Annotated in this window: 13 protein-coding genes; 8 read left to right on the top strand and 5 right to left on the bottom strand. The window is 71.2% G+C overall.

Features of this window, described 5'->3' with window-relative positions:
* Positions 1-36: 36 nt before the first annotated feature.
* From AB0442_RS25725 to AB0442_RS25715, 3 genes are all read right to left on the bottom strand, one after another.
* Entirely contained in the window at positions 37-567 is a 531-nt protein-coding gene (locus AB0442_RS25725; RefSeq protein WP_366165632.1) for a superoxide dismutase family protein, read from the bottom strand.
* Between the two features lie 101 nt (positions 568-668).
* The gene (locus tag AB0442_RS25720; RefSeq protein ID WP_366165630.1) at positions 669-1,136 is read right to left on the bottom strand and encodes a type II toxin-antitoxin system VapC family toxin; all 468 of its coding nucleotides are present in this window, start codon (positions 1,134-1,136) and stop codon (positions 669-671) included.
* 143 nt (positions 1,137-1,279) lie between these two features.
* On the bottom strand, positions 1,280-1,672 hold the full coding sequence (locus tag AB0442_RS25715; protein ID WP_366165629.1) for a hypothetical protein: 393 nt from the start codon (positions 1,670-1,672) through the stop codon (positions 1,280-1,282).
* Positions 1,673-1,715: 43 nt separating this feature from the next.
* On the opposite strand from AB0442_RS25715, the gene AB0442_RS25710 reads away from it, so the two are divergent.
* The 7 genes from AB0442_RS25710 (at position 1,716) to AB0442_RS25680 (ending at position 11,275) form a co-directional block, all read left to right on the top strand.
* The gene (locus tag AB0442_RS25710) at positions 1,716-2,696 is read left to right on the top strand and encodes a hypothetical protein (protein ID WP_366165627.1); all 981 of its coding nucleotides are present in this window, start codon (positions 1,716-1,718) and stop codon (positions 2,694-2,696) included.
* Entirely contained in the window at positions 2,693-2,839 is a 147-nt protein-coding gene (locus AB0442_RS25705; RefSeq protein ID WP_344626001.1) for a hypothetical protein, read from the top strand. The genes AB0442_RS25710 and AB0442_RS25705 overlap by 4 nt, the downstream gene beginning before the upstream one ends.
* 203 nt (positions 2,840-3,042) lie before the next feature.
* Positions 3,043-5,688 (top strand): aconitate hydratase AcnA, encoded by a 2,646-nt coding sequence (acnA, locus tag AB0442_RS25700; protein ID WP_366165625.1) that lies wholly within the window; start codon positions 3,043-3,045, stop codon positions 5,686-5,688.
* 467 nt (positions 5,689-6,155) lie between these two features.
* A complete protein-coding gene (locus tag AB0442_RS25695) occupies positions 6,156-7,466 on the top strand; it encodes a glycoside hydrolase family 18 protein (protein ID WP_366165623.1) in 1,311 nt (436 codons plus the stop codon).
* Positions 7,467-7,901: 435 nt separating this feature from the next.
* Positions 7,902-9,311 (top strand): N-acetylglucosamine/diacetylchitobiose ABC transporter substrate-binding protein, encoded by a 1,410-nt coding sequence (ngcE, locus tag AB0442_RS25690; protein ID WP_366165621.1) that lies wholly within the window; start codon positions 7,902-7,904, stop codon positions 9,309-9,311.
* Positions 9,312-9,389: 78 nt separating this feature from the next.
* Positions 9,390-10,322: a sugar ABC transporter permease gene (locus AB0442_RS25685; protein WP_344627924.1), complete on the top strand. Its 933-nt coding sequence runs from the start codon at positions 9,390-9,392 to the stop codon at positions 10,320-10,322.
* A gap of 14 nt (positions 10,323-10,336) precedes the next feature.
* Positions 10,337-11,275: a carbohydrate ABC transporter permease gene (locus tag AB0442_RS25680; RefSeq protein WP_366165619.1), complete on the top strand. Its 939-nt coding sequence runs from the start codon at positions 10,337-10,339 to the stop codon at positions 11,273-11,275.
* 120 nt (positions 11,276-11,395) lie between these two features.
* On the opposite strand, the gene pepN is transcribed toward AB0442_RS25680, so the two are convergent.
* Positions 11,396-13,960, bottom strand: a complete 2,565-nt coding sequence (gene pepN / locus AB0442_RS25675; RefSeq protein WP_366165618.1) for an aminopeptidase N — start codon at positions 13,958-13,960, stop codon at positions 11,396-11,398.
* A gap of 205 nt (positions 13,961-14,165) precedes the next feature.
* On the opposite strand from pepN, the gene AB0442_RS25670 reads away from it, so the two are divergent.
* Positions 14,166-14,801, top strand: coding sequence for a DsbA family protein (locus AB0442_RS25670; protein WP_030270486.1), 636 nt, complete (start codon positions 14,166-14,168; stop codon positions 14,799-14,801).
* Between the two features lie 66 nt (positions 14,802-14,867).
* On the opposite strand, the gene AB0442_RS25665 is transcribed toward AB0442_RS25670, so the two are convergent.
* Positions 14,868-16,175 (bottom strand): amino acid permease, encoded by a 1,308-nt coding sequence (locus AB0442_RS25665; protein ID WP_363540214.1) that lies wholly within the window; start codon positions 16,173-16,175, stop codon positions 14,868-14,870.
* Between the last annotated feature and the right edge of the window lie 229 nt (positions 16,176-16,404).

Below are 16,404 nucleotides of genomic sequence, written 5' to 3'. Positions count from 1 at the left end.
GTGCCGCCGCCGGCGGTCCGGCCCGCCCCGGGGCGCTCAGAAGTCGACGTTCACGCACGCCACCCGGGCGCCCGCCGGGTGGGCGCCCTCGGCGTGCACGGTGTGCAGCACCAGCGACCGCGCCCCGCCCGGCCGGAACCGCCAGTGCACCGCGGTCCGCGCCGTCCCGTCCCCGGCCGCGTCGGTGCGCAGGGCGAGCCGGACCTCGTTGCGGTCGTTGGCGTAGGCCGGGTCGGTGGGGGGCTGCACCGGGTCCACGGCGTCCTGGTAGTGCGGGCCGGAGGCGGCCGGGTCCGCCCCGCACTGCCCGGTGTGCACGTGGGCGGTCAGTTCGGTGGCGGGGACGATCCCGGTGAGTTCCAGCCCGACGGCCGTCCCGGTGCCGCTCCGGGCCTCGGTGACCCGGACGCGGGAGCCGTACGGCACGACGTCCGGGGCGTGGCTGATCGCGGCCGGCGGGACGAAGGCCGTGGCCGGCGCGAAGTCCGCCTCGACCACCGTGCCGGGCCCGCCGAGCGCGGGCAGCAGCAGGAGGGCGGGCAGCGCGGTGGTGAACGGGACGGGCATCGGCGCACCTCTCGACGGGCCGCGGCGCTCGGGCGCCGGGCGGGGCCAGCACCCCACGGTGGCGGCCCGCGGCGGCCGGTGCACGGCGCCGTGCCGCCGGGTCACCCGGACGAGCGGTCGCCCCCGGACGGACGGCCGCCGGCCCCGGTGCCGTCACCGCCGCCGGGGGTGGCGACCGGGCCCGGCCGGATGCCGCGGATCTCGCAGCGCGGCCCGCTGGCCCGCATCAGCCGCAGGTCAGCGGTGACCAGCGGGGCACCGAGCTGCTCGGCGAGGGCGACGTAGGCGGCGTCGTCCGGGGTGAGGTTGTCCTTGAGCGCCCAGATCCGCCCCAGCAGCGGCCTCACGTCGACCCGCCGGACGGTCAGGGACGGCAGCCGGTCGGCGATCTCGGAGACCTGCTCGGCGGTGAGTTCACGGGCGAGGTAGAGGCCGCGCAGCGACTGCATCACCTCGATCAGCACGTGGTCGGGCGCGGCCCACTCGTCGTCCCGGGCGAGTTCGGCCCGGGCGGCGCGGCCGCGGTCCCCCTCGTCGGCCAGTGCCAGCACCAGTGCGGACGCGTCCACCACGATCATCTTCGACTGCCCCCGGACTCTCGCTCCGGCCGGTCGTCCCGTCGTGCCGCCGGCTCGGCTCCACCGTAGCCGTCCCCGTCCCGGGGCAGTCCCGCCTGCTGCCGCGCCCCGGAGCTGCGGTGCTCCGCTCCCTCTCAGCGGGCCGCCAGCATCCCCACCAGCACCGAACTCGCGTTGGCGGTGAGCGAGGCGGCCGCGAGCAGCGGCCCGGGCAGCCGGACGGTGCCGGTGCGGGCGTTCGTGCCGACGGCCGGTGCGGCCCGGCCCGCCGTCAGCAGCCCGGCCAGCACGGCCTCGACCGCGCACACCGAAGCCTCGGCGAGCGCGAAGGCCGTCCAGTAGGCTGCGGCGGGCCCGGCGGCGGCATGCCGGAGCGACCACCAGAGCACCGGGTGGGTCAGTCCGTTCACCGCGGCTCCCGCCAGGGCGGCCCGGGCCGGACGGACGCGGCCGAGGCCGGCGAGCGCCGCGGTGTACAGCGGCACTTCGACGAGCATGGTGAGCGCGAGGGCCAGGGGATACGGCACGGGCGTGATGGTGCCACGGGCGGAACGGCCGGGAGGGATCGGCATGGCGGTCGGCGCGGTGCCGGCGGTGCGGACGGCGGGCGCGGCCCTGCCGACGGCCGGGTTCGTGCTGGCGGCCGCGATCGCCCTGGCGTTCGCGCTGCGCGCCCCCGCCGGCCTGGCGGTGCTCGGTCTCGCGACCTTCGGCATCCTGCACAACGTGCTCGAACTGCGCTACGTCGCGGGGCGCTTCGGGGAGGTGCTGGCCGGCCGGTTCCTGCGGCTGCTGCTGGTGCTGATCACCGGGATCGTGGTCTGCCGGCTGCTGCCACCGGGGCCGGTCCCGCACGCCGCCGAGATCCTGCTCGCGTACGGGCTGCTGGCGGCGGCCTGTCTGCAGGCGCTGCGCGGGCGTCCGGTCGCGCTGGCCGGGGCCGCGGTGGTGCTCTCGGCCGCGGCAGCGCTGTCGCTGTCCTTCCCGGCGTACCACTTCGTGGTGCTGGCGCACCTGCACAACCTGGTGCCGCTGGTCTTCCTGTGGGAGTGGTCGAGGCGGCTGCCGCGCGGCCGGGCGGTGTTCCTGGCGGTGCAGTGCGGCTGGGTGCTGGCCGTGCCGGCACTGCTGCTGCTCGGGGCGCTGGACGGGGTGCTGGCCCCGGCCGACGGGGGAGTGGCGCGGCTGGCGGCCGCGTACACGCCGCCGGCCTGGCTGCACACCGCGGCGGGGCTGCGCTTCGTGGCGGTGTTCGCCTTCCTGCAGACCATGCACTACGTGGTGTGGGTGTGGTTCCTGCCGCGGCACGCGCCGGACGCCGCGGTGGCCTTCGAACGGCGGGTGCCGCTGCTGCGGGGCGGCCGGGCCTGGCTGCTCGGCGCCGGCGCGGGGGCGGCGCTCGCCGTGCTCTTCGCCACCGACTGGGCACAGGGCAAGACGCTGTACGCGGCGGTGGCGAGCTACCACGCCTACCTGGAGTTCCCCGTCCTGTTGCTGCTGGTGGCGAGGCTCGCCCCGGCGGCGCCGTCCGACCGAAAGGACCTCTCGTGAACGCAACGGCCGTGCTGCTGGCGGACATCGCCCCGGAGCCCGCGGACTCCGCGGGGCCGCTGGTGATCGTCGTGGTGGGGGCTCTGGTGGTGGCCGGGGTGCTGGCCCTGCTGTGGTTCGCGCGGTCGCGCCGCAGGGGCTGACCTGCTGCGGTTGCGCAGGGGCATCGCCGGGTGAAGTTTGGACGCAGCCATGCACTATGGTTTATCTCGACATCGAGATAACTTCGCACTATCATTTATCTTGACGTCAAGATAGTTGCCGAGAGCCGCACGCCTTCCACATCGGCGGGGTGGGCTTAGCTAAGGCTTACCTTACCATCGGGTGGACCCAGAAGGAGTCAGTCGTGTCCGCGAACAGCTTCGACGCCCGCAGCTCGCTGCAGGTGGGCGACGAGTCGTACGAGATCTTCAAGCTCTCCGCCGTCGAGGGTTCCGAGCGGCTGCCGTACAGCCTCAAGGTCCTGCTGGAGAACCTGCTCCGCACCGAGGACGGCGCGAACATCACCGCCGACCACATCCGCGCGCTGGGCAACTGGGACGCGACGGCCGAGCCGTCCGAGGAGATCCAGTTCACCCCGGCCCGCGTGATCATGCAGGACTTCACCGGTGTGCCGTGCGTCGTCGACCTCGCCACCATGCGCGAGGCCGTGAAGGAGCTGGGCGGCGACCCCTCCAAGATCAACCCGCTGGCCCCGGCCGAGCTGGTCATCGACCACTCCGTCATCGCCGACAAGTTCGGCACCCCGGACGCCTTCGTCCAGAACGTCGAGATCGAGTACGGCCGCAACAAGGAGCGCTACCAGTTCCTGCGCTGGGGCCAGACCGCCTTCGACGAGTTCAAGGTCGTCCCGCCCGGCACCGGCATCGTGCACCAGGTCAACATCGAGCACCTGGCCCGCACCGTGATGGTCCGCAACGGCCAGGCGTACCCCGACACCTGCGTCGGCACCGACTCGCACACCACCATGGTCAACGGCCTCGGCGTGCTCGGCTGGGGCGTCGGCGGCATCGAGGCCGAGGCCGCGATGCTCGGCCAGCCGGTCTCCATGCTGATCCCGCGCGTGGTCGGCTTCAAGCTCAACGGCCAGCTCCCGGCCGGCACCACCGCCACCGACCTGGTGCTCACCATCACCGAGATGCTGCGCAAGCACGGTGTGGTCGGCAAGTTCGTCGAGTTCTACGGCGAGGGCGTCACCTCGATCCCGCTGGCGAACCGCGCCACCATCGGCAACATGTCGCCGGAGTTCGGCTCGACCTGTGCGATCTTCCCGATCGACGCCGAGACCATCAACTACCTCAAGCTCACCGGCCGCGACGAGCAGCAGCTCGCCCTGGTCGAGGCGTACGCCAAGGAGCAGGGCCTCTGGCACGACCCGTCGGTCGAGCCGGTCTACTCCGAGTACCTGGAGCTGGACGTCTCCACCGTCGTCCCGTCGATCTCCGGCCCGAAGCGCCCGCAGGACCGCGTGATCCTGGCCGAGGCCGCGCAGAAGTTCGCCGAGGCGCTGCCGACCTACTCCGCCGAGGCCTCGAAGCCGACCGCCGTCACCGCCCCCGACGGCTCGTCCTACGAGATCGACAACGGCGCGGTCGTGATCGCCTCGATCACCTCCTGCACCAACACCTCCAACCCCTCCGTCATGCTGGGCGCCGCCCTGCTGGCGAAGAAGGCCGTGGAGAAGGGCCTGCACGTCAAGCCCTGGGTCAAGACCACCCTGGCGCCCGGCTCCAAGGTCGTCATGGACTACTACGAGAAGGCCGGCCTGCTCCCGTACATGGAGAAGCTGGGCTTCAACCTGGTCGGCTACGGCTGCGTCACCTGCATCGGCAACTCGGGCCCGCTGCCCGAGGAGGTCTCGGCCGCCGTCAACGAGTCCGACCTGGCGGTCGTCTCGGTGCTCTCCGGCAACCGCAACTTCGAGGGCCGGATCAACCCCGACGTCAAGATGAACTACCTGGCCTCCCCGCCGCTGGTGGTCGCCTACGCCCTCGCCGGCAACATGAACGTCGACATCACCCGTGACGCGCTCGGCCAGGACGCCGACGGCAACGACGTCTTCCTCGCCGACATCTGGCCCTCCGAGCAGGAGGTCGCCGACGTCGTCGCCGGCTCCATCGACCAGGACATGTTCGACAAGGGCTACCAGGACGTCTTCGCCGGCGACCACCGCTGGCAGTCGCTCCCCGTCCCGACCGGCAACACCTTCGAGTGGGACGCCGAGTCCACCTACGTCCGCAAGCCCCCGTACTTCGAGGGCATGGCCAAGACCCCGAGCCCGGTGACCGACATCGCCGGCGCCCGCGTCCTGGCCAAGCTGGGCGACTCGGTCACCACCGACCACATCTCCCCGGCCGGCAACATCAAGCCGGGCACCCCGGCGGCGCAGTACCTCACCGAGCACGGTGTGGAGAAGCGTGACTTCAACTCCTACGGCTCGCGCCGTGGCAACCACGAGGTCATGATCCGCGGCACCTTCGCCAACATCCGCCTGCGCAACCAGATCGCGCCGGGCACCGAGGGCGGCTACACCCGCGACTTCACCCAGGCCGACGGCCCGGTGTCGTTCATCTACGACGCCTCGCAGAACTACCAGGCCGCCGGCACCCCGCTGGTCGTCCTGGCCGGCAAGGAGTACGGCTCCGGCTCGTCCCGCGACTGGGCCGCGAAGGGCACCGCGCTGCTCGGCGTGAAGGCCGTCGTCGCCGAGTCCTACGAGCGCATCCACCGCTCCAACCTGATCGGCATGGGCGTCCTGCCGCTGCAGTTCCCCGAGGGCCAGACCGCCGACACGCTGGGCCTGACCGGCGAGGAGACCTTCTCCATCACCGGCGTCACCGAGCTCAACGAGGGCCGCACCCCCAAGACCGTCAAGGTCAAGGCGGGGGACGTGGAGTTCGACGCGGTCGTCCGCATCGACACCCCCGGTGAGGCGGACTACTACCGCAACGGCGGCATCCTGCAGTACGTGCTGCGCAGCCTGATCGGCTGAGTCCCGCAGTAGAACGCGAGCGGCCGGGCCGCACCCCCCGTGCGGGGGGGTGCGGCCCGGCCGTCGCCGTGGTGGCCCGGAAGCGCGACGACGCGGTCGGACGTGCGGGACCTCGTCCACACCGAGCGGCGGGCCCTGCCGGCGGACGTCCGGGCACCGGGCCACCGGGCTGCGGCTGCGGGCCGCCGACACCTCCTGGGCCGCCGGGGACGGGCCGGAGGTGGTCGGCCCGATGCTCCCCTCACCGCCGGCCGTCACGGGCCGTCCGGCTGGCCTCGCCGGGCTTTTCGGGGACGGCCTGCCGGCGCTCGCCTCCCGGCTCCGGGAGGCGTTCCGGCGCGCGGTGGCGGCGCACCGCGCCAACACCCGTCCGTGGCCGCCCCCTTGTGCGTACCGACCCCAGTGGACTAAACCTCTGTCTCGGCTTGGTTCAGACCAATTGACGCCGATTCAGAGAAGGCCACGGCATGCCCAGACGCACCTCCGCAGTCCTCGCGATGGCGGTCGCCGCCGCACTTGCCGCACCCACCGCGGCCCGGGCCCACGACCACGGCCCCCGCCTCAAGGGCGAGCGGGTCGGCTACTTCACCCAGTGGGGCATCTACGGCGGCTACTCCGCCAAGAAGGTGCAGGACTCCGGCCAGGCCGGAAAGCTCACCGTCCTCAACTACGCCTTCGGCAACGTCTCCGCCGACGGCACCTGCTTCGAGGCCAACGCCGCCGGTGTCGGCGACGCCTGGGCCGACTACCAGCGCCCGGTCGGCGCCGAGGAGTCGGTGGACGGCGTCGCCGACACCGCCGAGCAGCCGCTGAAGGGCAACTTCAACCAGCTGCGCAAGCTCAAGGCGAAGAACCCGCAGCTGCGCGCGGTGATCTCGCTCGGCGGCTGGACCTGGTCCAAGTACTTCTCGGACGCCGCCGCCACGGACGCCGCCCGCAAGAAGTTCGTCTCCTCCTGCATCGACCTCTACCTCAGGGGCGACCTGCCGCAGCTCGGCTCCGCCGAGGGCGGCGCGGGTGCGGGCGTCGGCGTCTTCGACGGCATCGACATCGACTGGGAGTACCCCGGCGGCGGGGGCGACGCCGGCAACGTCGTCCGCCCGGAGGACGGCCGGAACCACGCCCTGCTGATGCAGGAGTTCCGCCGCCAGCTGGACGCGCTCGGCCGGCAGCGGCACGCGCACTACCTGCTGACCGCCGCCGTCCCGGCCGGCGAGGAGAAGGCCGACCGGCTGGAGGTCCGCAAGGTCGCCGAGTCGGTGGACTGGCTCAACCTCATGACCTACGACCTGCACGGCCCCTGGGAGGCCCAGGGCCCGACCGACCACCAGGCCAACCTCTACTCGGACCCGGCCGACCCGTCCCCGGCGAACGCCGGCTACAGCGCGGACCGGGTGGTGCGGCACTACCTCGCCAAGGGCCTGCCCGCGGCCAAGGCGGTGCTCGGCGTGCCGTTCTACGGCTACGGCTGGACGGGCGTGCCGGACGGCGGCCGGGCCGGCTTGTACCAGAGCGCCACCGGTCTCGCCCAGGGCGGCAACCTGCCCTGGAACCGGATCAAGGACCTGCCGGGCACCGTCCACGAGGACCGGCGGCACGGCGCGACCTGGAAGTACGACGGCACCGAGTTCTGGACGTACGACACACCCGATCTGCTGACCCGCAAGGCGCGCTACGTCGCCGTGAACGGCCTCGGTGGTGTGATGGCGTGGTCGCTGGACAACGACGACAGCCAGGGGACGCTGGTCGCCGCCCTGGACGCCGGCCTGCGGAGGTGACGGGCGGCAGGTGACGGTGGGGAGGTAGCTGCCGGGGGCGACGGCCGGGGGTGACGGCCGGCATCCGGCCGTGCCGGACGCGCAGTTTCGGGCATCACGATTTCGGTTCGTTGATGCGCGAAGCTGCGCGTTTCCATGTTCAAACGCGCAAGAACGCGCTACCTTCTCGGTACCGGTCGGGCGGCCGCAATGGGCAGGCTCCCTGCGCATTGCACATGCTGCACCGCCCGCAACGCTTTGACTCCCAACCTGACCCATCCAGCGGCCCGACTATTGCCGGAGGGTGAACAGTGGACTATACCTGTGCGCATCGACCGCACGCCTCTGACCGGCGCAGTTGCCGCTAGGCGGGCCTGAAAGACCGGGAATTGACATCTCGTCATACCCCGCGGCATCACCATCTTCTTGGACATCGAGGGGCTAGGGGCACACTTCATGGGCTCTGCAACCGAGTACAACCGCCGGGACATCTTCAAGCGCGCCGCCGGCATCGCCGTGCTCGCTGCGACCGGCGGCTCCCTGCTCACCGCGTGTGCCGGCGGCACCGGCGGCAGCAGCGACAAGGGCGCCAAGGGCGCCGCGGGCTACAACCTGACCGACGCGAAGAACCCGTTCGGCGTCAAGGACGGCGAGGGCCTCGAGGTCTTCATCTTCGACGGAGGCTACGGCAACGAGTACGCCAAGCGGTTCGAGGAGATCTACTCCAAGAGCTACCCCGGCGCGAAGATCAACCACCAGGCCGACAAGGACGTCACCGGCAAGCTCCAGCCGCGCTTCAACGCCGGCTCCCCGCCGGACGTCATCGACGACTCGGGCGCCAAGCAGATGAAGCTCGACGTCCTCGCCGACTCCGGCCAGCTCACCGACCTCGCCCCGCTGCTGGACGCGCCCTACATCGACGACCCGTCGAAGAAGATCCGTGACGTCCTGATGCCCGGCACCATCGAGTCCGGCACCGTCAAGGGCAAGGTCTACAACCTGTCCTACGTCTACACCGTCTGGGGCTTCTGGTACTCCGGCAAGCTCTTCAAGGACAACGGCTGGACGGCGCCGAAGACCTGGGCCGAGTTCATCGACCTCTGCGGCAAGATCAAGGCCAAGGGCATCGCCCCGCTCGCCCACCAGGGCAAGTACCCGTACTACATCAACGTCGTCATGATGGACATGATCGCCAAGCAGGGCGGCCTGGACCTCATGAAGCGGATCGACAGCCTCGACGCCGCCGCCTGGGACGACCCGGCCGTGAAGACCGCCGTCGAGTCGTTCTTCCAGGTCGTCGACAAGGACTTCCTGCTGCCCGGCACCAACGGCATGACCCACACCGAGTCGCAGACCGCCTGGAACCAGTACAAGGCCGCGTTCATCCCCTCCGGCTCCTGGCTGGAGAACGAGCAGCTGCCGACCACCCCGGCCGACTTCGACATGAAGTTCCTGCCGATCCCGTCGCTGCCCGGCGACAAGCTGCCCTTCGAGGCCATCCGCGCCGGCGCCGGCGAGCCCTTCATCGTCCCGGCCAAGGCCAAGAACGTGGCCGGCGGCCTGGAGCTGCTGCGCATCATGCTGACCAAGGAGGCCTCGGGCAAGTTCGCCCAGACCGCCAACAGCCTCACCTGCCTCAAGGACGGCGTCGGCCCCGAGGTGCAGCTGAAGCCCGGCACGGCCTCGACCGTGGTCGCACTGAAGGCGGCCGCCACCAACACCTTCAACTTCCAGTACCCGAACACCGCCTCCAAGTTCGACGAGGACCTGCAGAACGCCTCGGGCGAGCTCATGGCCAAGCGCATCACTCCCGCGGAGTGGATCAAGCGCGCCAAGGAGTCGGCCGCCAAGAACAAGACCGCCTGACCGGTCGGACTCGAACAGCGCACCGGGGGCCCGAACCGCCCCCGGTGCGCCCGCCTGACGGACAGGAGAAGTGACCGCATGCGTCACGGCAAGTACCCCTTCATCGTGGGGTTCCTCTTCCTCCCGATCGTGCTGTACGTCGGCCTGGTGCTCTGGCCGTACGCACAGACCTTCGGATACTCCCTGACCGACTGGTCCGGGGCGAGCCAGGAGATGAATTTCATCGGCCTGGACAACTACACGAGACTCCTCGATGACGAGGTCTTCGGCGGGGCGCTGTGGCACAACCTGCTGCTGCTGGTCCTGCTGCCGATCGTGACGATACTGATCGCGCTCTTCTTCGCCTTCATGCTCAACGTCGGCGGGAAGACCGGCACCGGCGGCGTCCAGGGCGTCCGCGGCGCCGGCTTCTACAAGGTGGTCTTCTTCTTCCCGCAGGTCCTGTCGATCGCGATCCTCGCCGTGTTGTGGGGCGCCGTCTACCGCACCGACGGCAGCGGCCTCGCCAACGGCATCCTGATCAAGCTCGGCCTGGCCTCGGCGAACGACCCGGTGCAGTTCCTGTCCAACCCGGACATGGTGCTCTGGTGCGTGCTCGCCGTCCTCGTCTGGTCCGGCGTCGGCTTCTACCTGGTGCTGTTCTCCGCGGCGATGCAGTCCATCCCCAAGGACATCTACGAGGCCGCCCTGCTGGACGGCGCCAAGCGCGCCCAGACCTTCTTCCGGATCACCCTGCCGCTGCTCTGGGAGACCGTGCAGACCGCCTGGGTGTACCTGGCGATCGTCGCGATGGACGCCTTCGCCCTCGTCTCCAGCATCACCCCGGGCGCCTACTTCGGCGGCGGTCCCGACCACCACAGCGAGCTGATCTCCACGTACCTGATGCGCAGCTTCCTGCGCAACGGCGAGGCGGGCTACGCCTGCGCCATGGGCGTGGTGATCTTCTTCTTCACGCTGATCCTGACCATCGTCTCGCTCTGGGTCACCAAGCGCGACAAGATCGAGTACTGAGCGGGGACGGCGACATGAGCACTCTCGACAAGGCCGCGAGCCTCCCCGGCCAGCGCACCGGCGGCCGGCCCACCGACCGCCCGCAGCGCTTCGCCGAAGGCGGCGGCGTGCTGAACGTCTTCTCGCACGGCTTCCTCGCCCTGTGGGCCGTGATGATCGTCCTGCCGCTGGCCTGGGTCGTCCTCGGCTCCTTCAAGACCGACGCCCAGATCAACGGCTCCGCCTGGAGCTGGCCCGACACCTTCAAGTTCGACGCCTTCGGGCGCGCCTGGGAGAAGGGCATCGGCGGATTCTTCGTCAACACCCTGATCGTCCTGTCGGGCTCGCTGACGCTGACGATGCTGCTGGGCTCGATGGCCGCCTACGTGCTGGCCCGCTACGAGTTCAGGGGCAACAAGGTCATCTACTACCTGTTCGTCGCCGGCGCGATGTTCCCGGTGTACCTGGCCCTGGTGCCGCTGTTCTTCATGGTCCGCAACCTGGGCGAGGTCAGCCCGCTGCTCGGCCTCAACAGCTACCTCGGCCTGATCCTGGTGTACGTCGCGTTCTCGCTGCCGTTCACCGTCTTCTTCATGTACTCGTTCTTCCGCACCCTGCCGACCGCCGTGCACGAGGCGGCCATGCTGGACGGCTGCTCGCACACCCGGGCGTTCTTCCGGATCATGGTGCCGATGGCCAAGCCCGGCCTGATCAGCGTCGGCATCTTCAACGTGCTCGGCCAGTGGAACCAGTACATCCTGCCGGTGACCCTGATGCAGCCCACCACCGCCGGCGAGGCCGACCACTCGATGCTCGCCCAGGGCCTGGTCAACCTCGCCTTCCAGTCCGGCTACAAGAGCGACGCCCCGGCCCTGTTCGCCGGCATGACGATCGCCATGCTGCCCGTGCTGGTGGTCTACCTCTCCTTCCAGCGCCAGGTCCAGGCAGGCCTCACCTCGGCCACGCTCAAGTAGCGGCGGCGCCCGGGGCACAGGGGCGGCGACAACAGGGGCGCGGGGAACCGCGCGGGTCGGAAGGGCACCGCATGTGCCGTCCCGCCGCGCGGATCCCCGCGCCCCTCGTCGTCCCCCGGGTCAGCCCCGGTCGCAGGCCTGCGCCCGCAGGGCCCGGGCCAGGTCGTCACGGCACTCGACCACCAGGCGCCGCAGCGCCGGCGCCGCCCCCTCGTGCTCGGACAGCCAGGCGTCCGCCGCGTCCAGGGTCTTCCGCCCGGTCTGGTACTTCGGGAAGAAGCCGCCGACGATCCGCATCGCGATCTCGATCGACCGCTGCTTCCAGACGTCCTCCAGCATCGCGAAGTACGGCTCGGTGTACGGCGCCGTCAGCTCCCGCTGACCGGCCTGCGCGAAGCCCGCGATCTGGGCCTCCACCAGGGCGTTCGGCAGCTCGTCGGAGTCCACGACGGCCGTCCAGGCGGCGGCCTTGGCGCCGGGCGTGGGCAGCGCTGCGAGGCACTGGGTGAGCTGGCGGCGGCCGCTCGCGGTGTTGTCCCGTTGCAGCTCCTGCTCCATCTCCTCGCCGGTCGCGGCGCCGGCCGCGGCGAGCGCCAGCCAGAGCGACCACCGCAGCTCCTGGTCGACGTCCAGACCGTCGATCCGGGCGGTGCCCTCCAGCAGGCCGCGGACCAGCCGCAGCTGCTCGGGGCCGTGCGCCGCCGCGGCGGTGAAGCGCGCCCAGGCCAGCTGGTGGTCGCTGCCCGGCACGGCCGCGCGCAGCTCGCGGACGGCGCACTCGGCGAGCAGCCGGCCGCCCTCCTCGCGCCACTCGGGGTCGGCGTACAGGTCGAGCGCGGTCTGCGCCTGCAGGTGCAGCGACTGCAGCACCCCGATCTCGGACTCCCGGCCGGCGAAGTCCAGCACCAGCGCCAGGTAGTCGCGGGCAGGCATCAGCCCGTCGCGGGTCAGGTTCCACACCGCGGACCAGGCCAGCGCCCGGGCCAGGTCGTCCCGGACGTCACCGAGGGCGGCGCGCAGCGTCGCCAGCGAGCCCTCGTCGAAGCGGACCTTGCAGTACGTCAGGTCGTCGTCGTTGACCAGCACCAGGGCCGGCCGGTGCAGCCCGACGGCGTCGGCGACCACCGTGCGGCCGCCGGTCACGTCGAGTTCGATCCGCGCGGTGCGCACCAGCGCCCCGGTCTCGTCCCGGTCGTACAGGCCGACGGCGATCCGGTGCGGGCGCAGCACGCCGCCGTCCTGGACGACGGCGAGCTCGGTGATCCGGCCGTCGGCGTCCACGGTGAGCTGCGGGGCCAGGGTGTTCACCCCGGAGGTCTGCAGCCAGGCGGCCGACCAGGCGGTCAGGTCGCGGCCGCTGGTCTCCTCCAGGGCATCCAGCAGGTCGGTGAGCACGGTGTTGCCGTACGCGTGCCGCTTGAAGTAGGCGCGGGCGCCGGCCAGGAAGGGCTCGCGGCCGACGTACGCCACCAGCTGCTTGAGCACCGAGGCGCCCTTGGCGTAGGTGATGCCGTCGAAGTTGAGCTTGGCGTCCTCCAGGTCCCGGATGTCCGCCGTGATCGGGTGGGTCGTCGGGAACTGGTCCTGCCGGTACGCCCAGGCCTTGCGGCGGTTCGCGAAGGTGATCCACACCGCCCGGTACCGGGTCGCCTCGACCTGCGAGAACGAGCCCATGAAGTCCGCGAAGGACTCCTTCAGCCACAGGTCGTCCCACCACTTCATGGTGACCAGGTCGCCGAACCACATGTGGGCCATCTCGTGCAGCACCACGTTGGCCCGGCCCTCGTACGCCGCCTCGGTCACCTTCGAGCGGAAGACGAACTCCTCGCGGAAGGTCACGCAGCCCGGGTTCTCCATCGCGCCGATGTTGTACTCCGGGACGAAGCACTGGTCGTACTTGCCGAAGGGGTAGGGGTAGTCGAACTCGTCGTGGAAGAAGTCCAGGCCCTGCTTGGTGACGGTGAAGATCTCGTCCGAGTCGAAGTACGGCGCCAGCGAGCGGCGGCAGGTCGCGGCGAGCGGGATCTCCAGCCGGGTGCCGTCCGGCAGGGTGCGGGAATAGTGGTCGCGCGCCACGTGGTACGGCCCGGCGACCACCGCCGTCAGGTACGTCGAGATCGGCTTCGTCGGGACGAACCGCCACGTCCGGCTGCCGCTGCCGTCCGCGGTGACCTCCTCGTGCACCGCGTTGGCGTACACGTCCCAGGCCGCCGGAGCGGTCACGGTGAAGGAGAACGGGGCCTTGAGGTCCGGCTGCTCGAAGTTCGCGAACACCCGGCGGGCGTCGGCCGGCTCGAAGTGGGTGTACAGGTAGGTCTCGCCGTCCGCCGGGTCGACGAACCGGTGCAGGCCCTCGCCGGTGCGGCTGTACGCGCAGTCCGCCTCCACGACCAGCTCGTTCTGCGCGGCCAGGCCCGGCAGCGCCACCCGGGCGCCGTCGAACACCTCGGCCGGGTCCAGCGCCCGGCCGTTCAGCACCACCGAGCGGACGGCCGGCGCCAGCAGGTCCACGAAGGTGTCCGAGCCCGGCGCGGAGCAGCGGAACGCCAGGGTCGTGGTGGAGCGGAAGACGTCGACCGCCGGGTCGGGCGCGGAGGTGACGTCCAGCTGGACGCGGTAGCCCTCCACCTGGATCAACTCGGCCCGCTGCTGGGCTTCTTCGCGGCTCAGGTTCTTGCCCGGCACGGCGGTACTCCTTTGTCCGGATCGCACGCTGTGAGGAAAACTGCACGGCCGCGCCGGTGGGCCCGGCCGGGGGCATCCTTTCACGCGCCGCCCGCGCCGCCCCGGCACAGCACCGGGCGGTGCGCACGGAATCAACCGGGCCGCCGCGCGGTTGGCACCGCGGGACACACCCATGCACCCGAACGCCGACCGAAGGACGCCGTCCGTGACGACTGCCGACTCCCGCAAGATCGCCGACTTCTGGTTCGACCCGATCTGCCCCTGGGCCTGGATGACCTCCCGCTGGATGCTGGAGGTCGAGCAGCTGCGCCCGGTGGACACCCGCTGGCACGTGATGAGCCTGTCCGTGCTCAACGAGGGCCGGGACGAGCTGCCCGAGAAGTACAAGGAACTGCTCGCGAAGGGCTGGGGCCCGGTGCGCGTGCTGATCGCCGCAGCCCAGGCGCACGGCGACAAGGTGCTCGGCCCGCTCTACACCGAGCTCGGCCTGCGCTTCCACAACCAGGGCCTGCCGAACGAGCGGGCCACCATCGAGGCCGCCCTGGAGGCCGCCGGCCTGCCGGTCGAGCTCGCCGACGCCGCCGACACCGACGCCCACGACGACGCCCTGCGCGCCTCGCACCGCGAGGGCATCTCGCTGGTCGGCGAGGACGTCGGCACCCCGGTGATCGCCGTCGACGGACCGGACGGCGACCGGATCGCCTTCTTCGGCCCGGTGGTCACCCCCACCCCGCGCGGCGAGGCCGCCGCCCGACTGTGGGACGGCACCCTGCTCGTCGCCGCCACCCCGGGCTTCTACGAGATCAAGCGCACCCGCACCGCCGGCCCGTCCTTCGAGTAAGGACCCCGGCGGGGAGCACGACGGAGGGGCGCGGGTTCTCCCGCGCCCCTCCGCCGTATCCGTGCCCTAGGCCGTCACGGCCCGCTTCTGCTTCAGCCAGCCGGCCACGGCCAGCACGACCGCCAGACCGCCGGTGAAGTACAGCTGGATCCGGTTGCTCTCGTCCAGCAGCATCAGCGCCAGCACGCCCAGGATGCCGGCCAGCGCCACCCAGGTCAGGTACGGGAAGGCCCACATCCGCACCGACAGCTGCTCCGGCGCCTCGCGCTCCAGCCGCCGCCGCATCCGCAGCTGCGCCACCGCGATGAACGCCCAGACCACCAGCACCGAGGCGCCGACCATGTTCAGCAGCCAGGTGAAGACGGTCTCCGGCCACCAGTAGCTCAGCAGCACCGCCAGGAAGCCGAAGCCGGAGGAGGCCAGCACGGCCCGGCGCGGCACCCCGCCGCCGATCTTCGCCAGCGCCTTCGGGCCCTGGCCGCGCTGCACCAGCGAGTACGCCATGCGGGAGGAGCCGTAGATGTTGGCGTTCATCGCGGACAGCAGCGCGATCAGCACGACGACGTTCATGACCTGGCCGGCGCCCGGGATGCCCAGGCTGTTCAGCACCGCCACGTACGGGCCGGGGCTCAGCATCGAGGAGTCGTTCCACGGGACGAGGGTGACGATCACGACCATCGACCCGACGTAGAACAGCGCGATCCGCCACATCGCGGTGCGCACCGCGCCCGCCACGCTGCGCCGGGGGTCCTTGGACTCGGCGGCGGCGATGGTCACGGTCTCCAGGCCGCCGTACGCGAAGACGGAGGCCAGCAGGCCGGTGACCAGGCCGGTGGTGCCGTTCGGCAGGAAGCCGCCGTGGCCGGTCAGGTTGGCGGCGCCGGGGGAGTCGGTGCCGGGCAGCACACCGGCGATGGCCAGGACGCCGATCACCAGGAACGCGGCGATCGCGGTGACCTTGATCGCGGCGAACCAGAACTCGAACTCGCCGAAGTTCTTCACCGCCGCCAGGTTGCTGGCGCAGAAGAAGGCCATGAAGACGGCCACCCACACCCACAGCGGCACCCCGGGGAACCAGCCCTGCATCACGTGCGAGGCGCCGATCGCCTCCGCCGCGACACCGACGCACAGCAGCGTCCAGAACATCCAGCCGACGGTCAGGCCGGCCCACGGCCCGATCTCCCGTTCCGCGTGCACCGAGAAGGAACCGCTGGACGGGCGGGCGGCGGACATCTCGCCGAGCATCCGCATCACCAGCATGACGAGGACGCCGGAGATGGCGAACGCCAGGATGATCGCCGGGCCGGCGGCCGCGATGCCGGCGCCGGAGCCGACGAAGAGGCCGGCACCGATCACGCCGCCGAGCGCGATCATGGACAGATGGCGAGGCTTGAGGCCCGCGGCCAGCGTGCCCTCGGCGGCGGGCTCGGTGGCCGGCCGCTCCAGGGTGGGCGTGGGGGTGGTCGTCATCGGCGCATCCAGAGTTCGTCGGATATCGGAACGAGTTGTCCACTATTCGGCAGGCCGGATGGACGCGCCAAGAAATCCCGGCGAGAGACCGCAATTCGGACACTCCCGTGACGCTGCGTGCCCGACGTCTCAC

It is taken from the genome of Kitasatospora sp. NPDC085895, assembly GCF_040702125.1.
Lineage (GTDB): Bacteria > Actinomycetota > Actinomycetes > Streptomycetales > Streptomycetaceae > Kitasatospora > Kitasatospora arboriphila.
This window is presented reverse-complemented; position numbering and strand designations above follow the sequence as displayed.

Excerpts from the sequence above, each read along its gene's own strand:
- AB0442_RS25725 (WP_366165632.1), bottom strand. The coding sequence starts at position 567 with ATGCCCGTCCCGTTCACCACCGCGCTGCCCGCCCTCCTGCTGCTGCCC.
- AB0442_RS25710 (WP_366165627.1), top strand. The coding sequence starts at position 1,716 with ATGGCGGTCGGCGCGGTGCCGGCGGTGCGGACGGCGGGCGCGGCCCTG.
- AB0442_RS25695 (WP_366165623.1), top strand. The coding sequence starts at position 6,156 with ATGCCCAGACGCACCTCCGCAGTCCTCGCGATGGCGGTCGCCGCCGCA.
- ngcE (WP_366165621.1), top strand. The coding sequence starts at position 7,902 with ATGGGCTCTGCAACCGAGTACAACCGCCGGGACATCTTCAAGCGCGCC.
- AB0442_RS25685 (WP_344627924.1), top strand. The coding sequence starts at position 9,390 with ATGCGTCACGGCAAGTACCCCTTCATCGTGGGGTTCCTCTTCCTCCCG.
- AB0442_RS25680 (WP_366165619.1), top strand. The coding sequence starts at position 10,337 with ATGAGCACTCTCGACAAGGCCGCGAGCCTCCCCGGCCAGCGCACCGGC.
- AB0442_RS25665 (WP_363540214.1), bottom strand. The coding sequence starts at position 16,175 with ATGATCGCGCTCGGCGGCGTGATCGGTGCCGGCCTCTTCGTCGGCTCC.